The 19703-nt window shown below is 41.4% G+C and carries 15 protein-coding genes; 10 read left to right on the top strand and 5 right to left on the bottom strand.

Going from position 1 to position 19703, the window contains the following annotated elements:
- The first annotated feature begins 203 nt into the window (after window positions 1–203).
- From NSP_RS15835 to pcrA, 4 genes are all read left to right on the top strand, one after another.
- Complete coding sequence (locus tag NSP_RS15835; protein ID WP_006196140.1) at window positions 204–1208, top strand: phosphoribulokinase; 1005 nt, start codon at window positions 204–206, stop codon at window positions 1206–1208.
- Between the two features lie 636 nt (window positions 1209–1844).
- Window positions 1845–3107, top strand: coding sequence for a methionine adenosyltransferase (gene metK / locus NSP_RS15830; protein ID WP_006196139.1), 1263 nt, complete (start codon window positions 1845–1847; stop codon window positions 3105–3107).
- Window positions 3108–3905: 798 nt separating this feature from the next.
- The gene (locus tag NSP_RS15825) at window positions 3906–5630 is read left to right on the top strand and encodes a sensor histidine kinase (RefSeq protein WP_006196138.1); all 1725 of its coding nucleotides are present in this window, start codon (window positions 3906–3908) and stop codon (window positions 5628–5630) included.
- Between the two features lie 116 nt (window positions 5631–5746).
- Window positions 5747–8071, top strand: a complete 2325-nt coding sequence (gene pcrA / locus NSP_RS15820; protein WP_006196137.1) for a DNA helicase PcrA — start codon at window positions 5747–5749, stop codon at window positions 8069–8071.
- Window positions 8072–8211: 140 nt separating this feature from the next.
- Here pcrA and NSP_RS15815 read toward each other — a convergent pair whose 3' ends face one another.
- From NSP_RS15815 to NSP_RS15805, 3 genes are all read right to left on the bottom strand, one after another.
- Window positions 8212–8862: a retron system putative HNH endonuclease gene (locus tag NSP_RS15815; protein ID WP_006196134.1), complete on the bottom strand. Its 651-nt coding sequence runs from the start codon at window positions 8860–8862 to the stop codon at window positions 8212–8214.
- Entirely contained in the window at window positions 8859–10130 is a 1272-nt protein-coding gene (locus tag NSP_RS15810; RefSeq protein WP_006196131.1) for an AAA family ATPase, read from the bottom strand. Before NSP_RS15810 ends, NSP_RS15815 begins: the two co-directional genes overlap by 4 nt.
- A 106-nt stretch (window positions 10131–10236) precedes the next feature.
- Entirely contained in the window at window positions 10237–11151 is a 915-nt protein-coding gene (locus tag NSP_RS15805) for a metallophosphoesterase family protein (RefSeq protein WP_006196129.1), read from the bottom strand.
- Window positions 11152–11288: 137 nt separating this feature from the next.
- Here NSP_RS15805 and NSP_RS15800 point away from each other — a divergent pair, with 137 nt between their 5' ends.
- The 5 genes from NSP_RS15800 (at window position 11289) to NSP_RS15780 (ending at window position 16653) form a co-directional block, all read left to right on the top strand.
- Entirely contained in the window at window positions 11289–12206 is a 918-nt protein-coding gene (locus NSP_RS15800; RefSeq protein ID WP_006196128.1) for a hypothetical protein, read from the top strand.
- A gap of 18 nt (window positions 12207–12224) precedes the next feature.
- Window positions 12225–13982: a DUF389 domain-containing protein gene (locus NSP_RS15795; RefSeq protein ID WP_017804227.1), complete on the top strand. Its 1758-nt coding sequence runs from the start codon at window positions 12225–12227 to the stop codon at window positions 13980–13982.
- Between the two features lie 51 nt (window positions 13983–14033).
- Window positions 14034–14924 (top strand): YihY/virulence factor BrkB family protein, encoded by an 891-nt coding sequence (locus NSP_RS15790; RefSeq protein WP_044482839.1) that lies wholly within the window; start codon window positions 14034–14036, stop codon window positions 14922–14924.
- 47 nt (window positions 14925–14971) lie between these two features.
- Window positions 14972–15364 (top strand): DUF4112 domain-containing protein, encoded by a 393-nt coding sequence (locus NSP_RS15785; RefSeq protein ID WP_006199197.1) that lies wholly within the window; start codon window positions 14972–14974, stop codon window positions 15362–15364.
- A gap of 356 nt (window positions 15365–15720) precedes the next feature.
- Window positions 15721–16653, top strand: coding sequence for an alpha/beta fold hydrolase (locus tag NSP_RS15780; protein ID WP_042203163.1), 933 nt, complete (start codon window positions 15721–15723; stop codon window positions 16651–16653).
- 429 nt (window positions 16654–17082) lie between these two features.
- Here NSP_RS15780 and NSP_RS15775 read toward each other — a convergent pair whose 3' ends face one another.
- Complete coding sequence (locus tag NSP_RS15775; protein ID WP_231859482.1) at window positions 17083–17700, bottom strand: hypothetical protein; 618 nt, start codon at window positions 17698–17700, stop codon at window positions 17083–17085.
- A gap of 145 nt (window positions 17701–17845) precedes the next feature.
- Window positions 17846–18913 carry a D-alanine--D-alanine ligase family protein gene (locus NSP_RS15770; protein ID WP_006199194.1) on the bottom strand — a complete coding sequence of 356 codons (1068 nt, stop codon included), beginning with the start codon at window positions 18911–18913 and terminating at the stop codon, window positions 17846–17848.
- A 568-nt stretch (window positions 18914–19481) separates the two neighbouring features.
- Here NSP_RS15770 and gvpA point away from each other — a divergent pair.
- Complete coding sequence (gene gvpA, locus NSP_RS15765) at window positions 19482–19697, top strand: gas vesicle structural protein GvpA (protein ID WP_017803923.1); 216 nt, start codon at window positions 19482–19484, stop codon at window positions 19695–19697.
- Window positions 19698–19703: the final 6 nt, after the last annotated feature.

Below are 19703 nucleotides of genomic sequence, written 5' to 3'. Positions count from 1 at the left end.
AGATTAAATACTTACCAGCCAGCAAGGAATTAAGTATAAGTCCGATGAGAAACAACTATAGTTTGGTTGTATGCCCATCTAGATATTCCATAGCCCTGCTGAGTAGCAAGAACACAGGATAAACCAATGGGGTAAACTCCTGGTTTAAAAATCTTCTGTGTGAAAAAATATTCATTGACACATTTAGTATTTAGAGGAAATTTATGACAACTAAGCCCGAACGCGTGGTATTGATTGGAGTAGCCGGAGACTCTGGATGCGGTAAATCTACCTTTTTGCGTCGTTTAATAGATTTATTTGGTGAAGAGTTCATGACGGTTATCTGCTTAGATGACTATCACTCCCTAGACCGCAAGCAGCGCAAAGAAACTGGGATAACTGCACTTGACCCCAGAGCCAACAATTTTGACCTGATGTATGAGCAAATCAAAGCGCTCAAAGAAGGTCAAGTAATTCAGAAGCCGATTTATAACCACGAAACCGGTATGATTGATCCACCAGAGCGTGTGGAGCCAAATCACATCATAGTTGTAGAAGGTCTGCATCCTTTATATGATGAACGGGTGCGATCGCTACTAGATTTCAGCGTCTACTTTGATATTAGTGATCAAGTCAAAATTGCTTGGAAAATCCAGCGCGATATGGCAGAAAGGGGACATCGCTATGAAGATGTTCTCGCTCAAATCAATTCTCGTAAACCCGATTTTGAAAAATTCATCGAGCCACAAAGAGAATTTGCTGATGTGGTCCTTCAGGTACTACCCACGAACCTGATTAAAAACGATACAGAGCGTAAGGTGCTACGGGTACGTATGCTCCAACGTGAAGACAAGGAAGGCTTTGAGCCAACCTACTTGTTTGATGAAGGGTCTACAATTAACTGGACTCCTTGCGGACGCAAACTCACTTGTTCATACCCTGGTATGCAAGTATACTATGGTTCTGATGTCTACTACGGTCGCTACGTCTCAGTATTAGAAGTAGACGGTCAATTCGACAACCTAGATGAAGTTATTTATGTCGAAACTCATCTGAGTAAGACATCCACCAAGTATGAAGGTGAGATGACTCACTTACTACTTCAACACCGTGAGTATCCAGGTTCCAATAATGGAACTGGGTTGTTCCAAGTGCTGACAGGTTTGAAAATGCGCGCCGCCTACGAGCGCTTAACAACAAAAGAAGCAAAACTAGCAGTTCAAGTTTAAGTAAGCAGTTTTTTTGTTGCAGGTTTCGGGGGTACTTCTGGGTTTCCCCCCTTTCTCATATCAAAAAAAATATTTGCGGCTCATCTCCCATATCTTACCATTCGCTTGATTGCCAGTTTGGGAAATGGGCATTGAAAATGGTGCAAGATTTCAGCGCCCCAGGAGGGGAAGTCAAAAATCAAAAGTATTAAATCCCCTCGCAACGAATGAAACAAACACATTTTTCTGGTCTGGCTAAAAGCCTTGCTATATGAGGGTTATAAAATGTGTTAGTTAGGAGTTGTTAGTCTAAACTCCAATTTAGAGCGATTTCCACCTTCGTGAGATACAGCCAGAATTAACCGCCGATACAACAGGGCGTAGACACCGAGTGGCTGACCGTAAGGTACGCAGACAAACGCAGATAGATACAGCCTATTGCAGGTTGATGAGGTAGTGCTGTATTTACCTCAGTAGACCGGGAAACCCTATATTTTGTTGGCAGAATACTTAATCTCAACGTGTAAATTTTAAAAAATAAATCAAATACTGACTGCTGAGTGCGTAAATCTTGTTATGATTTCATACATTAGTTGCTGAATTAAATAAATAACCAAAATTTAGCCAGCAGCAATCATTGAAAAGGAGGAATTCTCTTTGTCTAAACGCTATTTATTTACCTCCGAATCGGTTACCGAAGGTCATCCAGATAAGATTTGCGATCAGATTTCTGATACAATTCTAGATACCTTACTCACAGAAGACCCCAGCAGTCGTGTGGCGGCTGAGGTAGTAGTTAATACTGGTTTGGTGCTAATTACTGGTGAAATTACCAGTAAAACTCATGCTAATTACGTTAACATTGCCCGCCAAAAAATAGCCGAAATTGGCTACATAGATGCTGTTAATGGTTTTTCTGCGGGCAGCGCCAGTGTTCTGGTAGCTTTAGATGAACAATCACCCGATATAGCCCAAGGTGTTAATAAAGCTCAAGAAACACGTCAACAGAATAGTGAGGAACTATTCGATGCTGTGGGTGCGGGTGATCAAGGTATAATGTTTGGCTTCGCCTGCAACGAAACACCAGAACTGATGCCCTTACCCATCAGTCTGGCTCATCGCCTGGCTCGCCGATTGGCAGCAGTTCGCAAAACAGGCAAATTGCCATACCTGCGCCCCGACGGCAAAACACAAGTGACTGTAGCCTACGAAGACGGGTATCCGGTAGGTATTGATACGATTCTGATTTCCACTCAGCATACAGAAAGTATCGGGGAAATCACTGAAGAAGCCGCCATACAAGCCAAGATTAAAGAAGACCTTTGGTCAACAGTAGTTGAACCTGCTTTTGCTGACATTGACATTAAGCCAAGCCAGGAAACACGTTTCTTGGTCAACCCCACTGGCAAATTTGTCATTGGTGGCCCTCAAGGAGATTCTGGTCTGACAGGACGGAAAATTATTGTTGATACCTACGGTGGTTATTCCCGACATGGCGGTGGCGCTTTTTCTGGTAAGGACCCCACGAAGGTAGACCGTTCTGCTGCTTATGCGGCTCGCTATATGGCGAAAAATATTGTCGCGGCTGGGTTGGCTCAAAAGTGTGAGGTTCAGCTTAGTTATGCCATTGGTGTTGCACGCCCTGTGAGCATTTTTCTGGAAACTTTTGGGACTGGGAAATTGGATGATGAAACTTTGCTGGAATTAGTCAAAGACCAATTTGAACTACGTCCAGCCGGGATTATCCATGCTTTCAATTTACGTAACTTACCAAGTGAACGAGGCGGACGTTTTTATCAGGACATCGCGGCTTACGGTCACTTTGGGCGCAATGATTTAGATTTGCCTTGGGAGCGCACCGATAAGGTGGAATTGTTGCAGCAACTAGTTACACAGTCGCTGGCGGCAGCGATCGCTTAGGGTGTTAGCCGTAAGTAAAAGTTAAGTAGCAGGGGCAAAGGTAGGGAGCGTATCCTCATCCTCTTGCCCCTGCCCTGATATTTGCCCCCTACAATTCAGTCAAGATGCTCAAAAAAATTAGACAAGTGAAAATCAGACTAATTTGGTGGTACAATTGGCATTGACGAAGCCGATAGTATGAGATTTTTTGGACTTTGCTGTTCCTGGGCTGAAGAAATTAAAAGAAATTTTGGGATGAAATCTATGTGTGGATTTCCTCGGCTTGGAGTAACATAGGGTAGCATACAGCCAAGGATCAAAATATTGTCACAATTAACTCAGTTTTCAGAATATTGGTGACGCAGTTTGATTAGTCAGGGATTTTTTTTGCTTCTACTATATCTATTCCCACTTCAATGAGGTAAAGCAAGAATTATTTGACCACAGATATAGACGCGTTAGCGGCTTGCCGTAGGCTACACAGATAAACACAGATAATATAGTATTTACAGCAGTTTTCATGTATTTAGACCACACTCTTAATTCCTCTGGTGCGCCTTTGCGCCTCTGCGTGTTAGCGTAGCGGGGCGTAGCCCGACATAAAAATGTGGTTCATTTAGCTGAAAATCGCTGTAACAGGCTAGGAAAGGCTATAGGTATTTTTTCCCCATTTTTATAACCTCGTGAGAATTATCTGGTCAGCAGTTCTTGGAGATTTTTATGAGCAAAGATCATTTTAAATGCTAATCGTTAATCAATGTGATCGTACAAGCAAAACTGATGCGCTCATATTTGCGGGAGGATAAGGAGGTTTGAGGAATGCAAACTCAAAAACCAATTCCTGTTGATAGCAGTTCAGAAAGCAAAACAGTGTCAGCCGAAAAGCCTTCGACAGATGAACTCCCAACTATAGAATTTCCTTCGCGGGGGAAACTCAAAGCCAGTTCCTGGCGCATACATCAAAAAATTGGTTATGGTTATTTTGTGGCTATCGGAATTGGTTTTTTTGGTTCACTGACTGGGTTAGTAATTGCCAATTACTACCGAGGAAGAGAAATCAGGCAATTCAATCAAGCCCAACAGCAAAGAGAACTACTGACAAATTATCAAGATGCAGCTTTAGAGGCGCAATTGTATAGCTCTAATTTAGTTGCTGTCTTGGAAAATCCACCACGATTATCCCATAAAAAAGCTAAATTTCTCAAGAGTGTTAACACAGCTAAAACTTTAGAGCAAGACATAGCCCAATATATAGATACAAAGCCTGGGACATTAGCTGCCAAAGGTGATAATTTACAAGCTTTATTACAGGATTATGGCATTAGCTTAAAATTATACGTTGACTACATAGAGACTATTTTACAGGAAATTGACTCTCAGCAAGTACAGCCAGAAAAGATTGCACTGGTGCGAGATAAGTTACTCAAAATTATGCGTGGTGAAACAGCCATACAACTAGAGCAACTCTCGTTCAGATTAAGCAATATCCTGAAAATTGCCGAAAATCAAGAGCAAGAACGGCAAAAAGATGTAGATCAAGCCAAAAAAGTTGAGAGATTTATTGTGATTATGAGTATGCTGGTATCAGTGGCGATCGCTGCCATTGTAGCTTGGCGTACTAGCCGTGCGATCGCTGAACCAGTTATCATTGTAACTCAAGTAGCTGAACAAGTAGCGAGAAAATCTAATTTTGATTTACGCGCTCCCGTTACCACTGAAGATGAAATTGGCTTATTAGCTAAATCTCTAAATCGCTTGATTGAACGTGTATCTGAGCGCACAAAAGAACTAGAACAAGCGAAAGAATTAGCGGAAGCTGCGAGCAAAGCTAAAAGCGTATTTTTAGCCAATGTCAGCCACGAATTACGCACGCCATTAAATGCTGTAATTGGCTTGAGTCAACTGCTCCAAGACGACGCTACCGATTTAGATTTAACAGGAGATTTCATTACTGATTTAGAAACCATTAACTCTGCGGGTAGACACCTGCTGGAACTGATTAATGACATCCTCGACTTGTCAAAAATTGAAGCGGGTAAAATGACTCTTTACCCAGAGACATTTGAAATTGCGAAGTTGATCAATAATGTGGTGCTGACAGTCAAATCGGCTATAGATAAAAACAATAATATCTTAGAAGTGTATTGTGATCAACAACTTGGCACTATGTACGCAGATCAAACGAGGATGCGGCAAGTTTTATTAAACTTACTCAGCAATTCCGCCAAGTTTACCACCAATGGCAAGGTAACTTTAACAGTCAAAAGGGAAAAGACAGACTTACCACCAGAGGCTGCTTTTGATATGATTACTTTCAGCGTGACTGACACGGGTATTGGGATGTCTGAGAGTCAACAACAACAATTATTTAAGCCTTTTACACAAGGGGATACATCCACCACAAAAAGGTATGGTGGGACTGGCTTGGGTTTAGCCATTAGCCGTCACTTTTGCCAAATGATGGGTGGTGAAGTTTTTGTCAAAAGTCAGCCGGGGGTGGGATCTACTTTCACTGTTCATCTACCGTTGACTATGCAAGAGTGAAGATGCTGTTGTCAACAGTCTTTTAGTGTTCACCAGGTGTCTAATCTGTTGCCAGCCGATTACTCACAGGTATACTCTGCTAATATGCAAGTGGTCGATGATCTACCTATACCGCTATGACAACAACTATTGATTTTCTCAGCCATCTCAACCCCAGCCAACGTCAAGCTGTCGAACATTACTGCGGTCCTTTGTTAGTTGTTGCTGGCGCGGGTTCGGGGAAAACACGAGCGCTGACTTATCGTATTGCTAATCTGATTCTCAAACACGGTGTATATCCTGAGCATATCCTGGCTGTTACCTTCACGAACAAAGCCGCACGGGAAATGAAGGAACGCATTCAAAGGCTGTTTGGTGAAGATTTGGCGATGAAAAAACATGGTCAAAAATTTGATTTGTTGACAGAATACCAGCAAATGCAGTTGCGATCGCAAGTCTACAAAAATACCATCAAAGACTTGTGGTGTGGCACTTTTCACAGTTTATTCTCTAAAATTCTCCGGTTTGATATCGACAAATACCAAGACGAAAAAGGCAGACGTTGGACTCGCAATTTCTCGATTTTTGACGAATCCGATGTGATCAGTCTGATGAAAGAAATTGTTAATAAGCAGCTAAATTTAGACGATAAAAAATTTGATGCTCGTTCTGTGCGCTACGCCATCAGTAACGCCAAAAACCAAGGCTTTTCACCCCAGGAGTTCGAGCGCGAACAGCCGAATTATCGGGGAAGAGTCATCGCCCAAGTTTATAATTGCTATCAGGAAAAGTTAGCAGAAAATAACGCTCTCGATTTTGATGATTTAATTCTCGTCCCTACCAGATTATTTCAGCAAAATGACCAGGTTTTAGATTATTGGCATCGCAAGTTTAACCATATCCTGGTAGATGAATATCAAGATACTAACCGCACCCAGTATGATTTAATTCGGCTGTTGGTGACTAATGGCGAAGAAAGCAAGAGTGCATGGGAATGGCAAAATCGCTCTGTGTTTGTGGTGGGTGATGCGGATCAGTCGATTTACAGTTTCCGAATGGCTGATGTTACCATATTATTGGAATTTCAGCAAGACTTTGGCGATGGTTTAGCTGATGATGATACCCGCTCGATGGTGAAGCTAGAGGAAAATTATCGCTCTTGTGAGAATATTTTGCAAGCAGCTAATGAGTTAATTGAAAATAATACTCAACGCATTGATAAGGTTCTCAAACCGACGCGGGGAAGCGGTGAGCAGATTTATTGTCATAAAGCAGATAATGAAATTGAGGAAGCTGAGTTTGTGATTGGGCAAATTCGCAATTTAGCACAGCAAAATCCTGAGTTAGACTGGGGTAGCTTTGCCATACTTTATCGTACTAACGCCCAATCACGACCTTTTGAGGAATTGTTAGTCAGGTATCAAATTCCTTATACAGTGGTGGGAGGAATGAAGTTTTACGATCGCAAAGAAATTAAAGATATCATAGCTTATTTACGAGCGATCGCTAATCCTGCTGATACAGTCAGTTTATTACGAGTTATCAATACTCCCCGGCGCGGAATTGGTAAAGCCACCATTGAAAGCTTAGTTAACGCCTCCTATGAGTTGGGGACACCCCTGTGGGAAATACTCAGCGATGAAACATCAGTTAATACCTTAGCTGGACGTTCGGCTAAAGCTGTGAATAACTTTGCTAAAATGATCAACACCTGCAAAGCACAAGCCGCAAGGGTTCCAGTTTCCGAACTTTTACAAGAACTGTTAAATGAGTCTGGTTATATTCAAGACTTGCAAAATCAAGGTACAGATGAAGCCGAAGATCGAATTCAGAACGTCCAAGAACTTTACAACGCCGTACTGCAATTTCAAGAAGAAAGCGAAGACGTTTCTCTCACAGCTTTTCTGCAAAGTAGCGCCCTCAGTTCGGATTTAGATAATTTAAAGGACGGACAAAAAGCTGTATCTTTAATGACTCTGCACTCTTCCAAAGGTCTGGAATTTCCCGTAGTCTTTTTGGTGGGTTTGGAACAGGGATTATTTCCCAATTACCGTTCTATCAATAACCCAGAGTCCTTAGAAGAGGAACGCCGTTTGTGTTATGTGGGGATTACTCGCGCCCAAGAACGGTTATATATATCACACGCTCGTGAACGCCGTTTGTATGGTTCACGTGAACCGGCGATGCGATCGCAATTTCTGGACGAATTACCAGAAGAACTATTAAATACGCGGAATAAAGGTCGTCATACGCAGACGAAAACTGCTGCTAAGGCTGGCGGTAAGCCTTATACACCCCATAATTGGCAAGTAGGCGATCGCGTCTTACATAAATCCTTTGGTATAGGTGAAATTACGCACGTCTTCGGACAAGATAATAAGGTGTCTGTGGCGGTGAAATTTGCCAGTTTGGGACAGAAAATTGTTGACCCCAGAATAGCGCAGTTGCAAAGAGTTGACTAATGAATTGATTTCACGCAGAGGCGCAGAGGCGCAGAGAGTCCAGGTTTGATATTCAGCATCACTGCTTCTAAAATTATAAAGTTTTTTTGAGTCCAGTTGATGTGATTTAGTATAGTGCGATCGCTGAAATTCTAACTCAATTAAAAATAATTCTTGAGTAAATAGATAATTGCCGCAGAAAACGGCGTATATTGCCCATTAGAATCCATTTCCTCATAACCTTGAGCAAGTTGCTGTATTTCTGCATCAGTTAAATCTTCAATACCTAATAATGTAGCATCGATTGCTAGTTTTCGCATATTTTGCAGCTTGTTAATGTTAAGTGCAAGCTTCTCAATTGTTGTTTCAGCAGCAGCTTTTTTACCTGAATCATCTGTTGGCAAAATTTCCCCAGAAGCAGGGTAGTGAAAAAAATCAGCACAGTTGATTTCCAGAGGCGAAACCATTAAACGCTCATCGTACCAATATTTTTTCTGATGTCCACAATGTACTGGAATAGGAGGAGGTTCTTCACTTTCTCCTTGACATGAAGCAATAAAATTTGTGTACTCCAGCGCCAACTGTGGATAAGCACTGCGAGGCTGAAGATGTTCTATATGGCTATTTTTTCTAGTGATACGCATTCCGCAATAGCAACAGATATAACCCTGTTCTTGTAGCAAAGCATCATGTACAATCTGTTTTTCTGGTGCTTGAAAATTATCATCCCAGCTAGGCTTCCAATCATCATTTTCTAAAGCTTTCCAACTAGAAAACTTTTCTGGCTCCCGATTTTTTTTGATATACTTCATCGATTGAGAATTTCCTTGCGTCGGATGAGTACATCTGCTTTCACAAACTCTGGTTCATCTATTCCAATTTCATTCGCTAACTGTTGACGTAAATTCCTAGCACTTTCCAAATTACCGGCATCAATCATTCTAAACAGTTCTAAAAGACTGTCTTTAATTTCCTGTGGACGTTCAGGAACATCCATCAAGTCTTCTAAAATACGATTGCTATCTCTCCCAAAGGAACTTTCTGGTTGTTTGGCGATAACACCTTGATCTGTTTTTTCTAAAAGATAAATTCCTTCTGGTTTCACATCACTAATTACTTGGGGGGAATGAGTAGTAACAATAAATTGACAATTAGGAAATGTTCTTGTTAAATCTGGAATAATTCCTCTTTGCCATTTAGGGTGTAAATGCAGTTCAATTTCATCAATTAAAATAATACCACTACCTTGCAATGGGTCAGGTAAACCAGGATTAGCAATTGCTAAACGTCTAGCTAAATCTCCCACCATTGCCAGCAAGCATTTCTCACCATCAGATAGCTGATTAACTATAAGTTCTTCGCCTTGTTTTTGTAAAGTCATTCTTAAGGGAGAACGCCGTACCCGTAAGTTAGAAAAATCTGGAATCAGTGAAGATATGGCTTGTCTCACAGCTTCTAATTGCTTATCCCTATAAGCAGCATTATTTTCTAGACGCAATTCATTCTCTAAATCTTCTTGTCTTCTAAACCATTCAAAGAAAATTCTAAACTCACTTCCTAATCCAGTAATTGCGTTTCCTGTCAGGGCATTTTCATAGGCATCTATTTGTTCAAATGAATGCTTTGTCCGAATCTTTAATGGAATATCTAAAACTGCACGATTCGTCGAGTAATAAACTACAATAGGAATATTAAATATATGAGATATATGTAAGTTTTCTTTTATATTTTCAGCAACCTTTGTCATAGCTGATAGGTTACTGCTAGTATCTTTATTACGTCCTTTTTTGACTTTTGTCAAAGACCATGTTATTTCTTCAGAATCAAATGAAATATTAACCTCGTTATGTGTTTCCTTCTCTCCATTAGTAATATCTTCTTCTGTAAAGAGTCTTCCTGAAGGCGTAGAGTGTTGAATAGAGCTAGTAAAACGTGACAAAAGAATAGCGAGACACTCAATAATACTCGATTTACCTACACCGTTAATACCAATAAGTATTGTTGGTTCATTTTGATTAAAATCCAACGTCAAATCGCCGATTCCACGGAAGGATTGCATTTTTAGGCGCTTGACTTTCATAGTTTTAACTCAACCGAATACAGTTTATTTACTAGTCCCCTCCTCGCTTGCACCGGAGGGGGTTGGGGGTGGGGTTCAAGTACCTACTCAACTGAGAACCGCTATATTAAGCAGATTTAAACTTAATCACACCTTGATCAAAAATCCGTTTATCAGTACCCATAGCACTCACTTCAATTCTATCTGGATACACGTCATAGGCAGCAAAAGCCAACCTGTCAGCAGAATTTTCTGTCCACTGAGAACGCCCTACAGGACGAACACCAGCACCACTACCAGTGGTTAAATAAGTTGTGCCATCAATAGCATGAGTCCGCTCATAATGGTGGTCGTGACCATTGATGTAAAGTTGCACATTGTACTGTTTAAATAAAGGCGTGAAACGTTTAATCAGTGTTTGACTAACTCCATAGTGACCTGATGAATAAAATGGATTATGTCCAAATACTACTTTCCAAGGTGCGTCACTGCGGCTTAATTCTTGCTCTAACCAAACTACTTGTTTTTCCCAATCAGCATTACCGTTAGTATCTAAAGCAAAAAACTGCACAGCGTCACGGCGAAATGTGTAATAACGCCCCTTCATATTAAAGCCGGGATATTTAATTTGTGGATCACCGTTCTCGGTGCGAATATCGTGATTACCTAAACAAGCATGAAATTTTACGCCTTGGGTCAATAATTCTTGGTAGGGACGCTCAAAAACTGCACCGATTTTTTCAATTTCGCCATCGTTGTAAATGTTGTCTCCAGCTAAAACCACTAAATCATAAGGGTTTTTTTGGTGATAATAGTTCATCGCTCCAGCTACAGCATATTGACCTTTAGCGCCCGTTCCTGTGTCTGCAACCGAGGTAAAACGCAATAATAAGTCTTTTTTGGGTGGGGTGGCGGCTATAACTGCCGAATTAGCAATATTAGCAATGTAATGATTTTGATGAGCTAGCTTCCAGCCTACAAGTCCTGTGCTAATAGTGCCAAGGCTACCTAAAAATAAGAATTGACGGCGTTTCAGGTTCATAAACTTAATAAACTCAACATCTAGTCAGTTTAGCCGAAGAAGCAATTAGCAACGAAGTGATACATTAAGGCAAATAGGCAGCAGGATGAATAATGCCAGTTATTTGTCTTTGAGTCGCTGCTTTTGGGAAAAGTTCCATGTCACAAGACAATCAAAATCCACAACCTTCTTCGTCCCGCGAACCCGCAGCAAATCAGCCAGAATTGACTGATGAGCAAGTAAATCCATCCCGCCAACTACCGATTTGGAAGGTGAAAATCATCCAAATTCTCAGAGGGACAATGGGAATTTTAGAAACAACGGTAGTTAAACTGGAAGCTTCACCCCCACCAGGTACTGAAGAAACACCCAGTTTTCGGCAACCTCTGCAAATACAATGGAATAGATTTTTAAGACAAGTCCGCTTGTTTCTACCATCAAATGTGTCTAACAATTTGTCAGATACAGTGTTAACGGGAATTTTAGCGGTAATCACTGTGGCGGTAGTTTGGTCAACTGCAACTATTTTTACGCAAAAGCCGACTGAAGTAGCTACAGTTCCCCCAAGTGAGGAAGTTCCAGCACCCACACCAACAATCACTATTCCACCGGAGTTAACAGCACCGGAACCAACGCCAACGCCGGAACCAACGCCAACGCCGGAACCAGAACCCACGCCGGAACCAACGCCAACGCCGGAACCAGAACCCACGCCGGAACCAGAACCCACGCCGGAACCAACTCCCATATTAAAATTGACACCAGAAGAATCTTTGATTGCAGCTATTGAAAATCAAGTGGCTGAAATTAGCGATCGCTTTGCCTCTGGTCTGATACAGTCTATACAAGCTAATTTCCGCACCAGTAATTTGACTATCAAAATTCATGATGATTGGTACAGTCTCCCAGAATCTGAACAAAATCAACTAGCGGCGGAAATATTGCAACGCTCTCAAGAACTTGATTTTACTCATTTGGAAATTATCGACTCCCAAGATCAGCTGATAGCGCGTAACCCAGTTGTGGGTAATCAGATGATTATTTTTCAACAGTACACAAACCAACCATCAAATTAAGACAATTAGGATTTTGATATGTTTAGAGACTGGTTTGCCGATAACTTGGGAGTAGGTCAAGCTCGTAAAGAGCAAGTATATCTGGAAATATGCAGTTCACTCAGTTTGGATGATGCTAGTTATTGGATTCAAGTTCTGTTCGCGGCTGGTATTGCTACTCTGGGGCTAGTTCTGAATAGCCCAGCTGTAATCATTGGCGCGATGCTGATTTCTCCGTTAATGGGGGGGATTTTAGCCAATGGCCTCGCACTAGCTGCGGGTGATGTCATCTTAGCGATGCGCTCACTGCTGAATTTGTTATTGAGTTGTCTGGTGGCTATTTCCTTTGCTGTGTTACTGGTGACATTACTGCCATTTAAGGAAATTACCAGTGAGATTTTAGCTAGAACTCGGCCGAATATTCTGGATTTAGTTATCGCTCTATTTTCTGGTGCTGTGGGGTCTGTGGCCATTTGTAAGGAACCCAGAGGCGTGGCTACTTCCATTCCTGGTGTGGCGATCGCAGTGGCTTTAATGCCGCCATTATGCGTTGTGGGATATGGTATCGGGGTCGCTATCAGCGTCAATAGTACCCAAGGACTACAGGTAGCTAGTGGTGGTGGCTTACTTTTTTTCACCAATTTGGTAGCGATTACCTTCACTGCGATGCTGGTTTTTCTGGGATTGCATATTGATAATGATCTGGTCAGAGAAAAAGTGAGGGAATGGCGGCACACACATCCGGAGAGTGTCTGGGTTCAGAGTTTATTGGAGAAACTACCTGCTTATGGCAAATTCAGGAAAATTGGCTCGCTTCCAGGGAGATTATTGCTAATTTTTATTACCATTGGCGCGATTATCTTCCCACTCAATCGCTCTTTGAGTCAACTGGGACGGGAAATTGCTCAACAGCAACAGGATAATCGTAACCGGAGTTCGGCGACGGATGTCTGGCAGAAAAATTTTGCAACTTTTCCCAATGGTGAACCACGTTCTTTTATCAGCAATATCTCGACATCAGAACAAAATCAGAAGCTGACAATTCAACTTCAGGTGTTTTCGAGTCAGCAATATTCATCAGAAGAACAGGATAGCTATATTCAACAGCTAGCCCCCCGTTTGGGAAGACCTCCAGAATTATTAGCACTGAAGCTGGTGGAAATTCCTACTGCTTCAAATGAACTGTTACGCCCCGTACCGAAGGAACCAACTCCTGAACCAGTTTTAAGCATCGCTCAATTACAATCAAGTTTTTTGCAAGAAGTTCAATCTGCTCTGCGTGATTTGAGACTTCCCCCACCAGCAGAAATGCTGAATTACGAGTTAATCACTAGTCCGGTTGTACCTTTAAGCATCCGGGTGGTGTATCTGAGTGAACGGGAGATTGATAGAGATGCTCAAATTTTAGTGGCCGATAGTATCAGAAATCGCCTAAATTACGAGTCGGCTCAAGTGAGTATGCAGAGAATCGCCAGTAATCTCGGAGCTATATCCTTTGAGCCGGAGAAATCAGAAATTAGATCAGATGATATTAAATTATTAGACCGTGCTGGCCGAATTTTACAGCAACAGCCTAGTTTAAACCTGGAAATGATTGTTAATCAGGAAGAAGACGAGTTAGCAGAAGTTGTCCCTGAGCGATCGCAAGCCATTAAAGCATATCTGGAATCACAGTGGCAAATTAGTAGCGATCGCATCGACTGGCAAACAGGAACAGAGTCTCAACGTAGCGCCATACTCCAACTTACGGTAAAATTACCGAGAAAACCAGTGGCAACTCTGCCCAAATCCCGTTAATTCTACCCAGGGAGAAAAGCTCAAACTTTCTCTGTGCAAGTAATTTTTGTTATGCCAAAGACTCGTTTTATCACTTTCTTTCGCCACCTGAATTGGCGCACCCTGAAAAATACTTTTACTAGAACAATGGAAAGGCGACTTTTGGGGCTTGGCTCAGAAATTGCCTTTACTACCATGTTATCGTTGTTTCCGGCGATTCTCGCCCTGCTGACAGCTATCGGCTTATTTGAAGAATCTTTGCAAGAGACTTTTAAACAACTGGCGGCTCAATTCAGTCAAGTTGCACCCAAAGAAGTGCTAGATTTAGTTCGTGATTTTACGACTAGAGAAATTACCGAATCGAGAAACGGTGGCTTGTTTTCTCTGAGCTTTGCGATCGCCATTTGGACTGCTTCTGGGGCGATAAGTACCGCAATGGCTGCTTTTGATCAAATTCATCAAATTCCCTCCGAGAAACAGCGCCCTTTTTGGAAAGCCAAACTTGTCTCCCTCGGATTAACCATCGCGACTATCTTACTGTTTGTCTTCGCTTCTTTCCTGGTGTTTATCAGCGACCTACTATTAGGAATGGTAGTCAATGAAACGAGTTCTTTAATTTTCTTACTGCATCTTTGGCAACTGTTACGCTGGCCTTTGGCACTGGGTATAATTGCCACCGCCTTTAGCTTAGTCTACCGCTATGGCCCCAGTGTCTGGAATTCTGGTACACCAATGATGCCTGGTGCTATATCAGCCTCTGTCTCCTGGGCAATTCTCTCAGCCTTATTTCGGACTTATGTAGCGAATTTCGGCAACTATAACAAAGTTTATGGGGCTGTGGGTGCGGTGATAGTTTTAATGCTGTGGCTGTGGATGAGTGCGGCGGTAATGCTCATCGGCGACCAATTAAATGTGAGCGTGGGTGAAAAGATGCATTCAATGGACAAGCAATTAGAAAATTAATACAGTAGTAACGTATCTAATTTTACGTCAAATAAGCGATCGCCTTCATGCCTGATTCTTATCCACGGTTTTCTGATATTGATACTAACGCTCCAGCACTCAAATTAAAACGCCTGCGTCAACTTAGTCGCATCCTCGATAAAGCTGTAACTGTTCCCGGAACCCCAATTCACATTGGTTTAGATCCCCTTATCGGATTTTTACCTATTGGTGGTGACATTTTGGGAATTATCCTTTCTAGCTACATTGTCATAGAAGCCGCTAAACTAGGTGTACCTAAATCTACTTTGAGCCGAATGATCTTGAATGTGATCATCGATGGTTTGGTAGGCACTGTCCCAGTCATTGGAGATTTATTTGATTTCGCTTGGACAGCCAATGAGTATAATATCAAACTATTAGAAGAACATTTACAGTTCCCCCTGAGCCAAAAACTCTAGAAGGTTAATTTATAGCAACCGCCAAGGAGATTAGGACATAAACTGATCATAAAAGTTAGACACCGAAAAGTTTTTACCCTACGGACCACAGACCACTCCCCACTCCCCACTCCCCACTCCCCAGGTATATCTTGGCAGTTTTTGCAGAATTATTTAAACTTGCCATTGTCTTAATAGCATTCTCGTGATAAGTAGGTAAGCATGAATAAACCAAACTATGTTAAGACTCGTAAACAGGGACCAAACCCTTACTAATGACCAATGACAAATGACCAATGACGACCCTAGCTAGTTAACTTTATTTCCGCCGACCTACTTACTAATTAGAATGCTTTCAACAAGTTATGAATCAAGGAATGAAAGATTGGTGGCAGGCTACGTTTCCGCAAGGAAGGCAAAGTCTCATTATTACTGATACACATGGTTATCCTGTACAAATTGCTTATGGTGAAATAGGTACAGGTAAACCCTTAGTTTTATTACATGGAATGGGTAGCTGGAGCTACAATTGGCGGCACAGCATAGCTCCATTATCGAAATATTTTCGGGTAATTTGCTTTGATGCCAAAGGCTACGGCTTTTCGGAAAAACCTGGGTTGCGGAGAGAAAAAAACGGTCATCAACTTATTGAGTTAGAACGCATTCTTGAGGCATTATGTGATCAACCTGCTGTCATTGTCGCCGAATCTTTAGGGGCGTTAGTAGCTCTAGCCTTAGCTGAACATAATCCCCAATTAATCGCGCGTTTAATTGTGATAAATGCCCCTATTTTCACCGAACGTTTACCACATTGGGCAATGTGGATACTTGCCAAAACTCCATTAGAAATATTACAAACTATTGATGCTTGGCGTTTAGCATATCTATTTGCACCTCTAGTCAGAGAAGTTATGTCTATAGAAAGGCGTGGGGTGCTGTTCGATCCCTCAATGCTCACACCCGAAGATGTGTATTGGATAACTTATCCATTTATTGAGTTTCCGGGGACTATTGTCAAAGTCGCGGAAGAGTTACAAATAGCAGCACAGGAAATAGAGAATTGGCAAGTCAATAAACCTAATATGCTCAGTCAAATTCAAAATAATCTGGGTAATATTAAGTGTCCCACACTAATTATGTGGGGAGATCAAGATAGTTGGTTCCCCGCTAGTCATGGGCAAAAGTTACATCAACGCATTCCCCTATCCCAGTTAAAAATTCTCGATAACTGTTGTCATGATGCCTCAAGTGGTTCATCTGAGGTGGTAAATGCAGCTATTCTTGAGTTTTTGGAAAAGACAAATTTTTAATATGAAGATGAAGATAAAAAAAAGAGTGAGAGGAGGCATACCAATCGCCTTTAATCTCTCACTCTGGCATTTGCCACTGTAGTGTTCAGGAATATGTATAAGCGTTGCCTTTTATTTAGGGGGCTAATGTGTATATCAATGACAACGCTCATACACATTTAATATTCCTGGTGTGACAAATACCAAGTCTAATTATTAAAACCGTTATCAGTTATCAAGGTAAATTGATTCTTGATTATCTCTTTAAAGAAAACCTGTGTTGTTTTTGTCTTCTACAATTTAACTTAGTTAATCTGAATATGGTTGCCATTTTGGCAGGTTTTTAGATTTTGCCCATTGCTCGTTGATTAGCTTTTGGGTATGACAAAATCTTTCCCTATCCTGACTAACCAGAGAAACAGGGTGAGGTTTTGACAGCAAACAGCAAGTTTAATATTTCTGTAAAATTGTAGACAAAGAATTTTGTTGGCGAATATCCATCAAGTCCGCCAAAGTTTCTTTCCTTGGTTTTGATGGTATCACCCTCACCGATGGCTGTGATTTAGCCCATCTGGGGTTGGTGGGCTTTCGTGGTTGTAGTGCTACAAATACTGGTGAATTCTTTAAATTCCTTGTTTCCCATCTTGGGCGATGGTTTGGCGTTAAATGTCTGGAGGCGCGATCGCCTATAATCGGTTTGCGGACTTTTTTGGGCTGGTGAGGACGGTTGACTAAGCGGAAAATCATTGAGCAACCACTGGCGCAACTGAAGGCGATCGCCATTACTAACCATAAAGGTATAGGATTGCTATTCTGTGTGGATGTTGTCATTGGTTTTTCCACTACAGCCGCAATTTCTTCTGGTTCTACGTTATCTGCATCCTCAACGTAACCCAAACTATACAAAGCTAAACCCGTAGTCACCATCAGCATTGTTAACAACCCAGTTAACAAAAACCCTGGATGACGTGTCAGCAGATGGATAAAAATATTTGAGCTCTTTCTCAGCCTTCTGACTTGTTTTGGCGGATGCTGTACTTTCTGACTATGTTCCATGATAACTTTCACATTGATCCCCTGTAGTAAATGATTGTACTGGAGGACGTATCCGTAGCCAAATTTCGGAATTTAGTAGCTTTTTTTTTGGGAAATATAGGCTACCAAATCCCTGATTTTTGCTAAAATCGGCTATTTTAGTGCATTTTTAATGGAGTTATGACTGGGATTCGTGACTAGAATTCCTTTCTAACCCTAATTGAATTAACCGATCCACTAATTCCGGAAAGGGTATACCACTCTCCGCCCAGAGTTGGGGATACATACTAGTAGCAGTGAAGCCGGGGAAGGTGTTGATTTCGTTAATTAATATTTCCCCTGTAGCTTCTACGAAGAAAAAGTCTACCCTTGCTAACCCCGCAGCGTCAACAGCTGCAAACGCTTGTAATGCCATATCTTGGATTTGGCGGCTGACTGCATCTGGGATGGGTGCTGGAATCAGTAAATCTGCTTGTCCTACGGTATATTTAGTTTCATAATCATAAAAATCACTGTTGAAGGTAATCTCTCCAACGATAGAGGCTTTAGTTTGATCATTACCTAATACGGCACATTCTACTTCTCTGGCTACTACTCCTGCTTCGACGATGATCCGTCTGTCATAAGTAGCAGCATTATCTAAAGCGGCTTCTAATTCTTGACGCGATCGCACTTTAGCAATACCCACTGATGAACCTAAGTTAGCAGGTTTGACAAAACAAGGATAGTCCAAAGCGGCTTCAATTTCATCGCAGAGTTTGGGAAACACACAAGGATTTGACCAAACTTCCGCTCTGGTTAAGGCTTTGTATTTCACCTGGGGTAATCCGGCTTGCTCAAAGGCCATTTTCATGGCAATCTTATCCATACCCAAGGCTGAACCTAACACCCCAGAACCCACAAAGGGAACTTGCATTAATGTCAGTAATCCCTGAATTGTACCGTCTTCACCGTTGGGACCGTGCAGAATGGGAAACCAAATATCAACTTGGGTGACTTGCTCAGGTAATTTCCACCGGTTCAGGTTTTTGTCTTCTAAGTGGGGAGTACCAGTTTCTAGAACCTGTTGCGGTATTTCTCCGGCTAACCAGCAGCCATTTTTCTGGATGTAAAAAGGTAATATTTCGTATTTACTAGCATTTTCCTCTGCGCTTAAGGCTTTAGCGATCGCTCTTGCTGAACTAATTGAGACTTCATGTTCCCCGGAACGACCCCCAAACAGCAGTCCCACCCGCAGTTTAGTCATTTTTAGTACCTTTTTCTTTTCTCTGGCTGAGAGTTTATCACAACCTGTTGAGGTTGCTATATTTTTTTTGTGCTAAGTATAAACGAACTACACAGACAAACACAGAACTTTTTGGGATGGGATTGTTTTAATTTAAATTCATCGAATTTTACTACGTAGATCTATCCTTTATTTTTTCATTTTTTTAACCTTTTCTTGAAATTCCTAAGTGTAATTGATGTTACTAATTTTATACTTGCTCAAAAATACTTAGGCTTAGGCTAGCGATCGCCTTTGAAAAAAACTTTGCGATTTACTGACTTTCCCAACTGCGATGCTCCTTATAGATGATAGATGCCGTAAATAGTATAAAAACAGATTAAAAATAATTAAAACTTCTAACATACAACATTTTGTCCCTATTTTTAACTTTATTGCCTAAAAATATCCTTTTCAAAATAATTACAATTTTTTTTTCCGAGGTATTGACAAGTACCGTTTAGAAATGCTAACTTTCAAATTGTGATGAAAAAACATTTTTCTCGTCACGCGAAGTAAATTTTGCGACAAATATACCAGGAGTAAACACATGGCAGTTGAAAAAACTAACTCTTCCTCCAGCTTGGCAGAAGTTATTGACAGAATCCTTGACAAAGGTATCGTTATTGACGCTTGGGTTCGTGTTTCTTTAGTTGGTATCGAATTAATCGCTATTGAAGCTAGAATCGTAATCGCTTCAGTAGAAACCTACTTGAAATATGCAGAAGCAGTAGGTTTAACTCAGTCTGCTGCAGTTCCTGCATAGTCACAA

Source organism: Nodularia spumigena CCY9414, from assembly GCF_000340565.2.
Taxonomy (GTDB): Bacteria; Cyanobacteriota; Cyanobacteriia; order Cyanobacteriales; family Nostocaceae; genus Nodularia; species Nodularia spumigena.
Note: the sequence above shows the minus strand (reverse complement) of the source record. Positions and strands in the feature narration are given on the sequence as shown.

What these genes read in the sequence shown, in the direction of transcription:
- NSP_RS15785 (WP_006199197.1), top strand. Translation starts at nt 14,972, where the DNA reads ATGCCTGATTCTTATCCACGGTTTTCTGATATTGATACTAACGCTCCA.
- NSP_RS15810 (WP_006196131.1), bottom strand. Translation starts at nt 10,130, where the DNA reads ATGAAAGTCAAGCGCCTAAAAATGCAATCCTTCCGTGGAATCGGCGAT.
- NSP_RS15835 (WP_006196140.1), top strand. Translation starts at nt 204, where the DNA reads ATGACAACTAAGCCCGAACGCGTGGTATTGATTGGAGTAGCCGGAGAC.
- NSP_RS15800 (WP_006196128.1), top strand. Translation starts at nt 11,289, where the DNA reads ATGTCACAAGACAATCAAAATCCACAACCTTCTTCGTCCCGCGAACCC.
- NSP_RS15780 (WP_042203163.1), top strand. Translation starts at nt 15,721, where the DNA reads ATGAAAGATTGGTGGCAGGCTACGTTTCCGCAAGGAAGGCAAAGTCTC.
- NSP_RS15790 (WP_044482839.1), top strand. Translation starts at nt 14,034, where the DNA reads ATGCCAAAGACTCGTTTTATCACTTTCTTTCGCCACCTGAATTGGCGC.
- pcrA (WP_006196137.1), top strand. Translation starts at nt 5,747, where the DNA reads ATGACAACAACTATTGATTTTCTCAGCCATCTCAACCCCAGCCAACGT.
- NSP_RS15770 (WP_006199194.1), bottom strand. Translation starts at nt 18,913, where the DNA reads ATGACTAAACTGCGGGTGGGACTGCTGTTTGGGGGTCGTTCCGGGGAA.
- NSP_RS15805 (WP_006196129.1), bottom strand. Translation starts at nt 11,151, where the DNA reads ATGAACCTGAAACGCCGTCAATTCTTATTTTTAGGTAGCCTTGGCACT.
- NSP_RS15815 (WP_006196134.1), bottom strand. Translation starts at nt 8,862, where the DNA reads ATGAAGTATATCAAAAAAAATCGGGAGCCAGAAAAGTTTTCTAGTTGG.
- NSP_RS15795 (WP_017804227.1), top strand. Translation starts at nt 12,225, where the DNA reads ATGTTTAGAGACTGGTTTGCCGATAACTTGGGAGTAGGTCAAGCTCGT.
- gvpA (WP_017803923.1), top strand. Translation starts at nt 19,482, where the DNA reads ATGGCAGTTGAAAAAACTAACTCTTCCTCCAGCTTGGCAGAAGTTATT.
- NSP_RS15825 (WP_006196138.1), top strand. Translation starts at nt 3,906, where the DNA reads ATGCAAACTCAAAAACCAATTCCTGTTGATAGCAGTTCAGAAAGCAAA.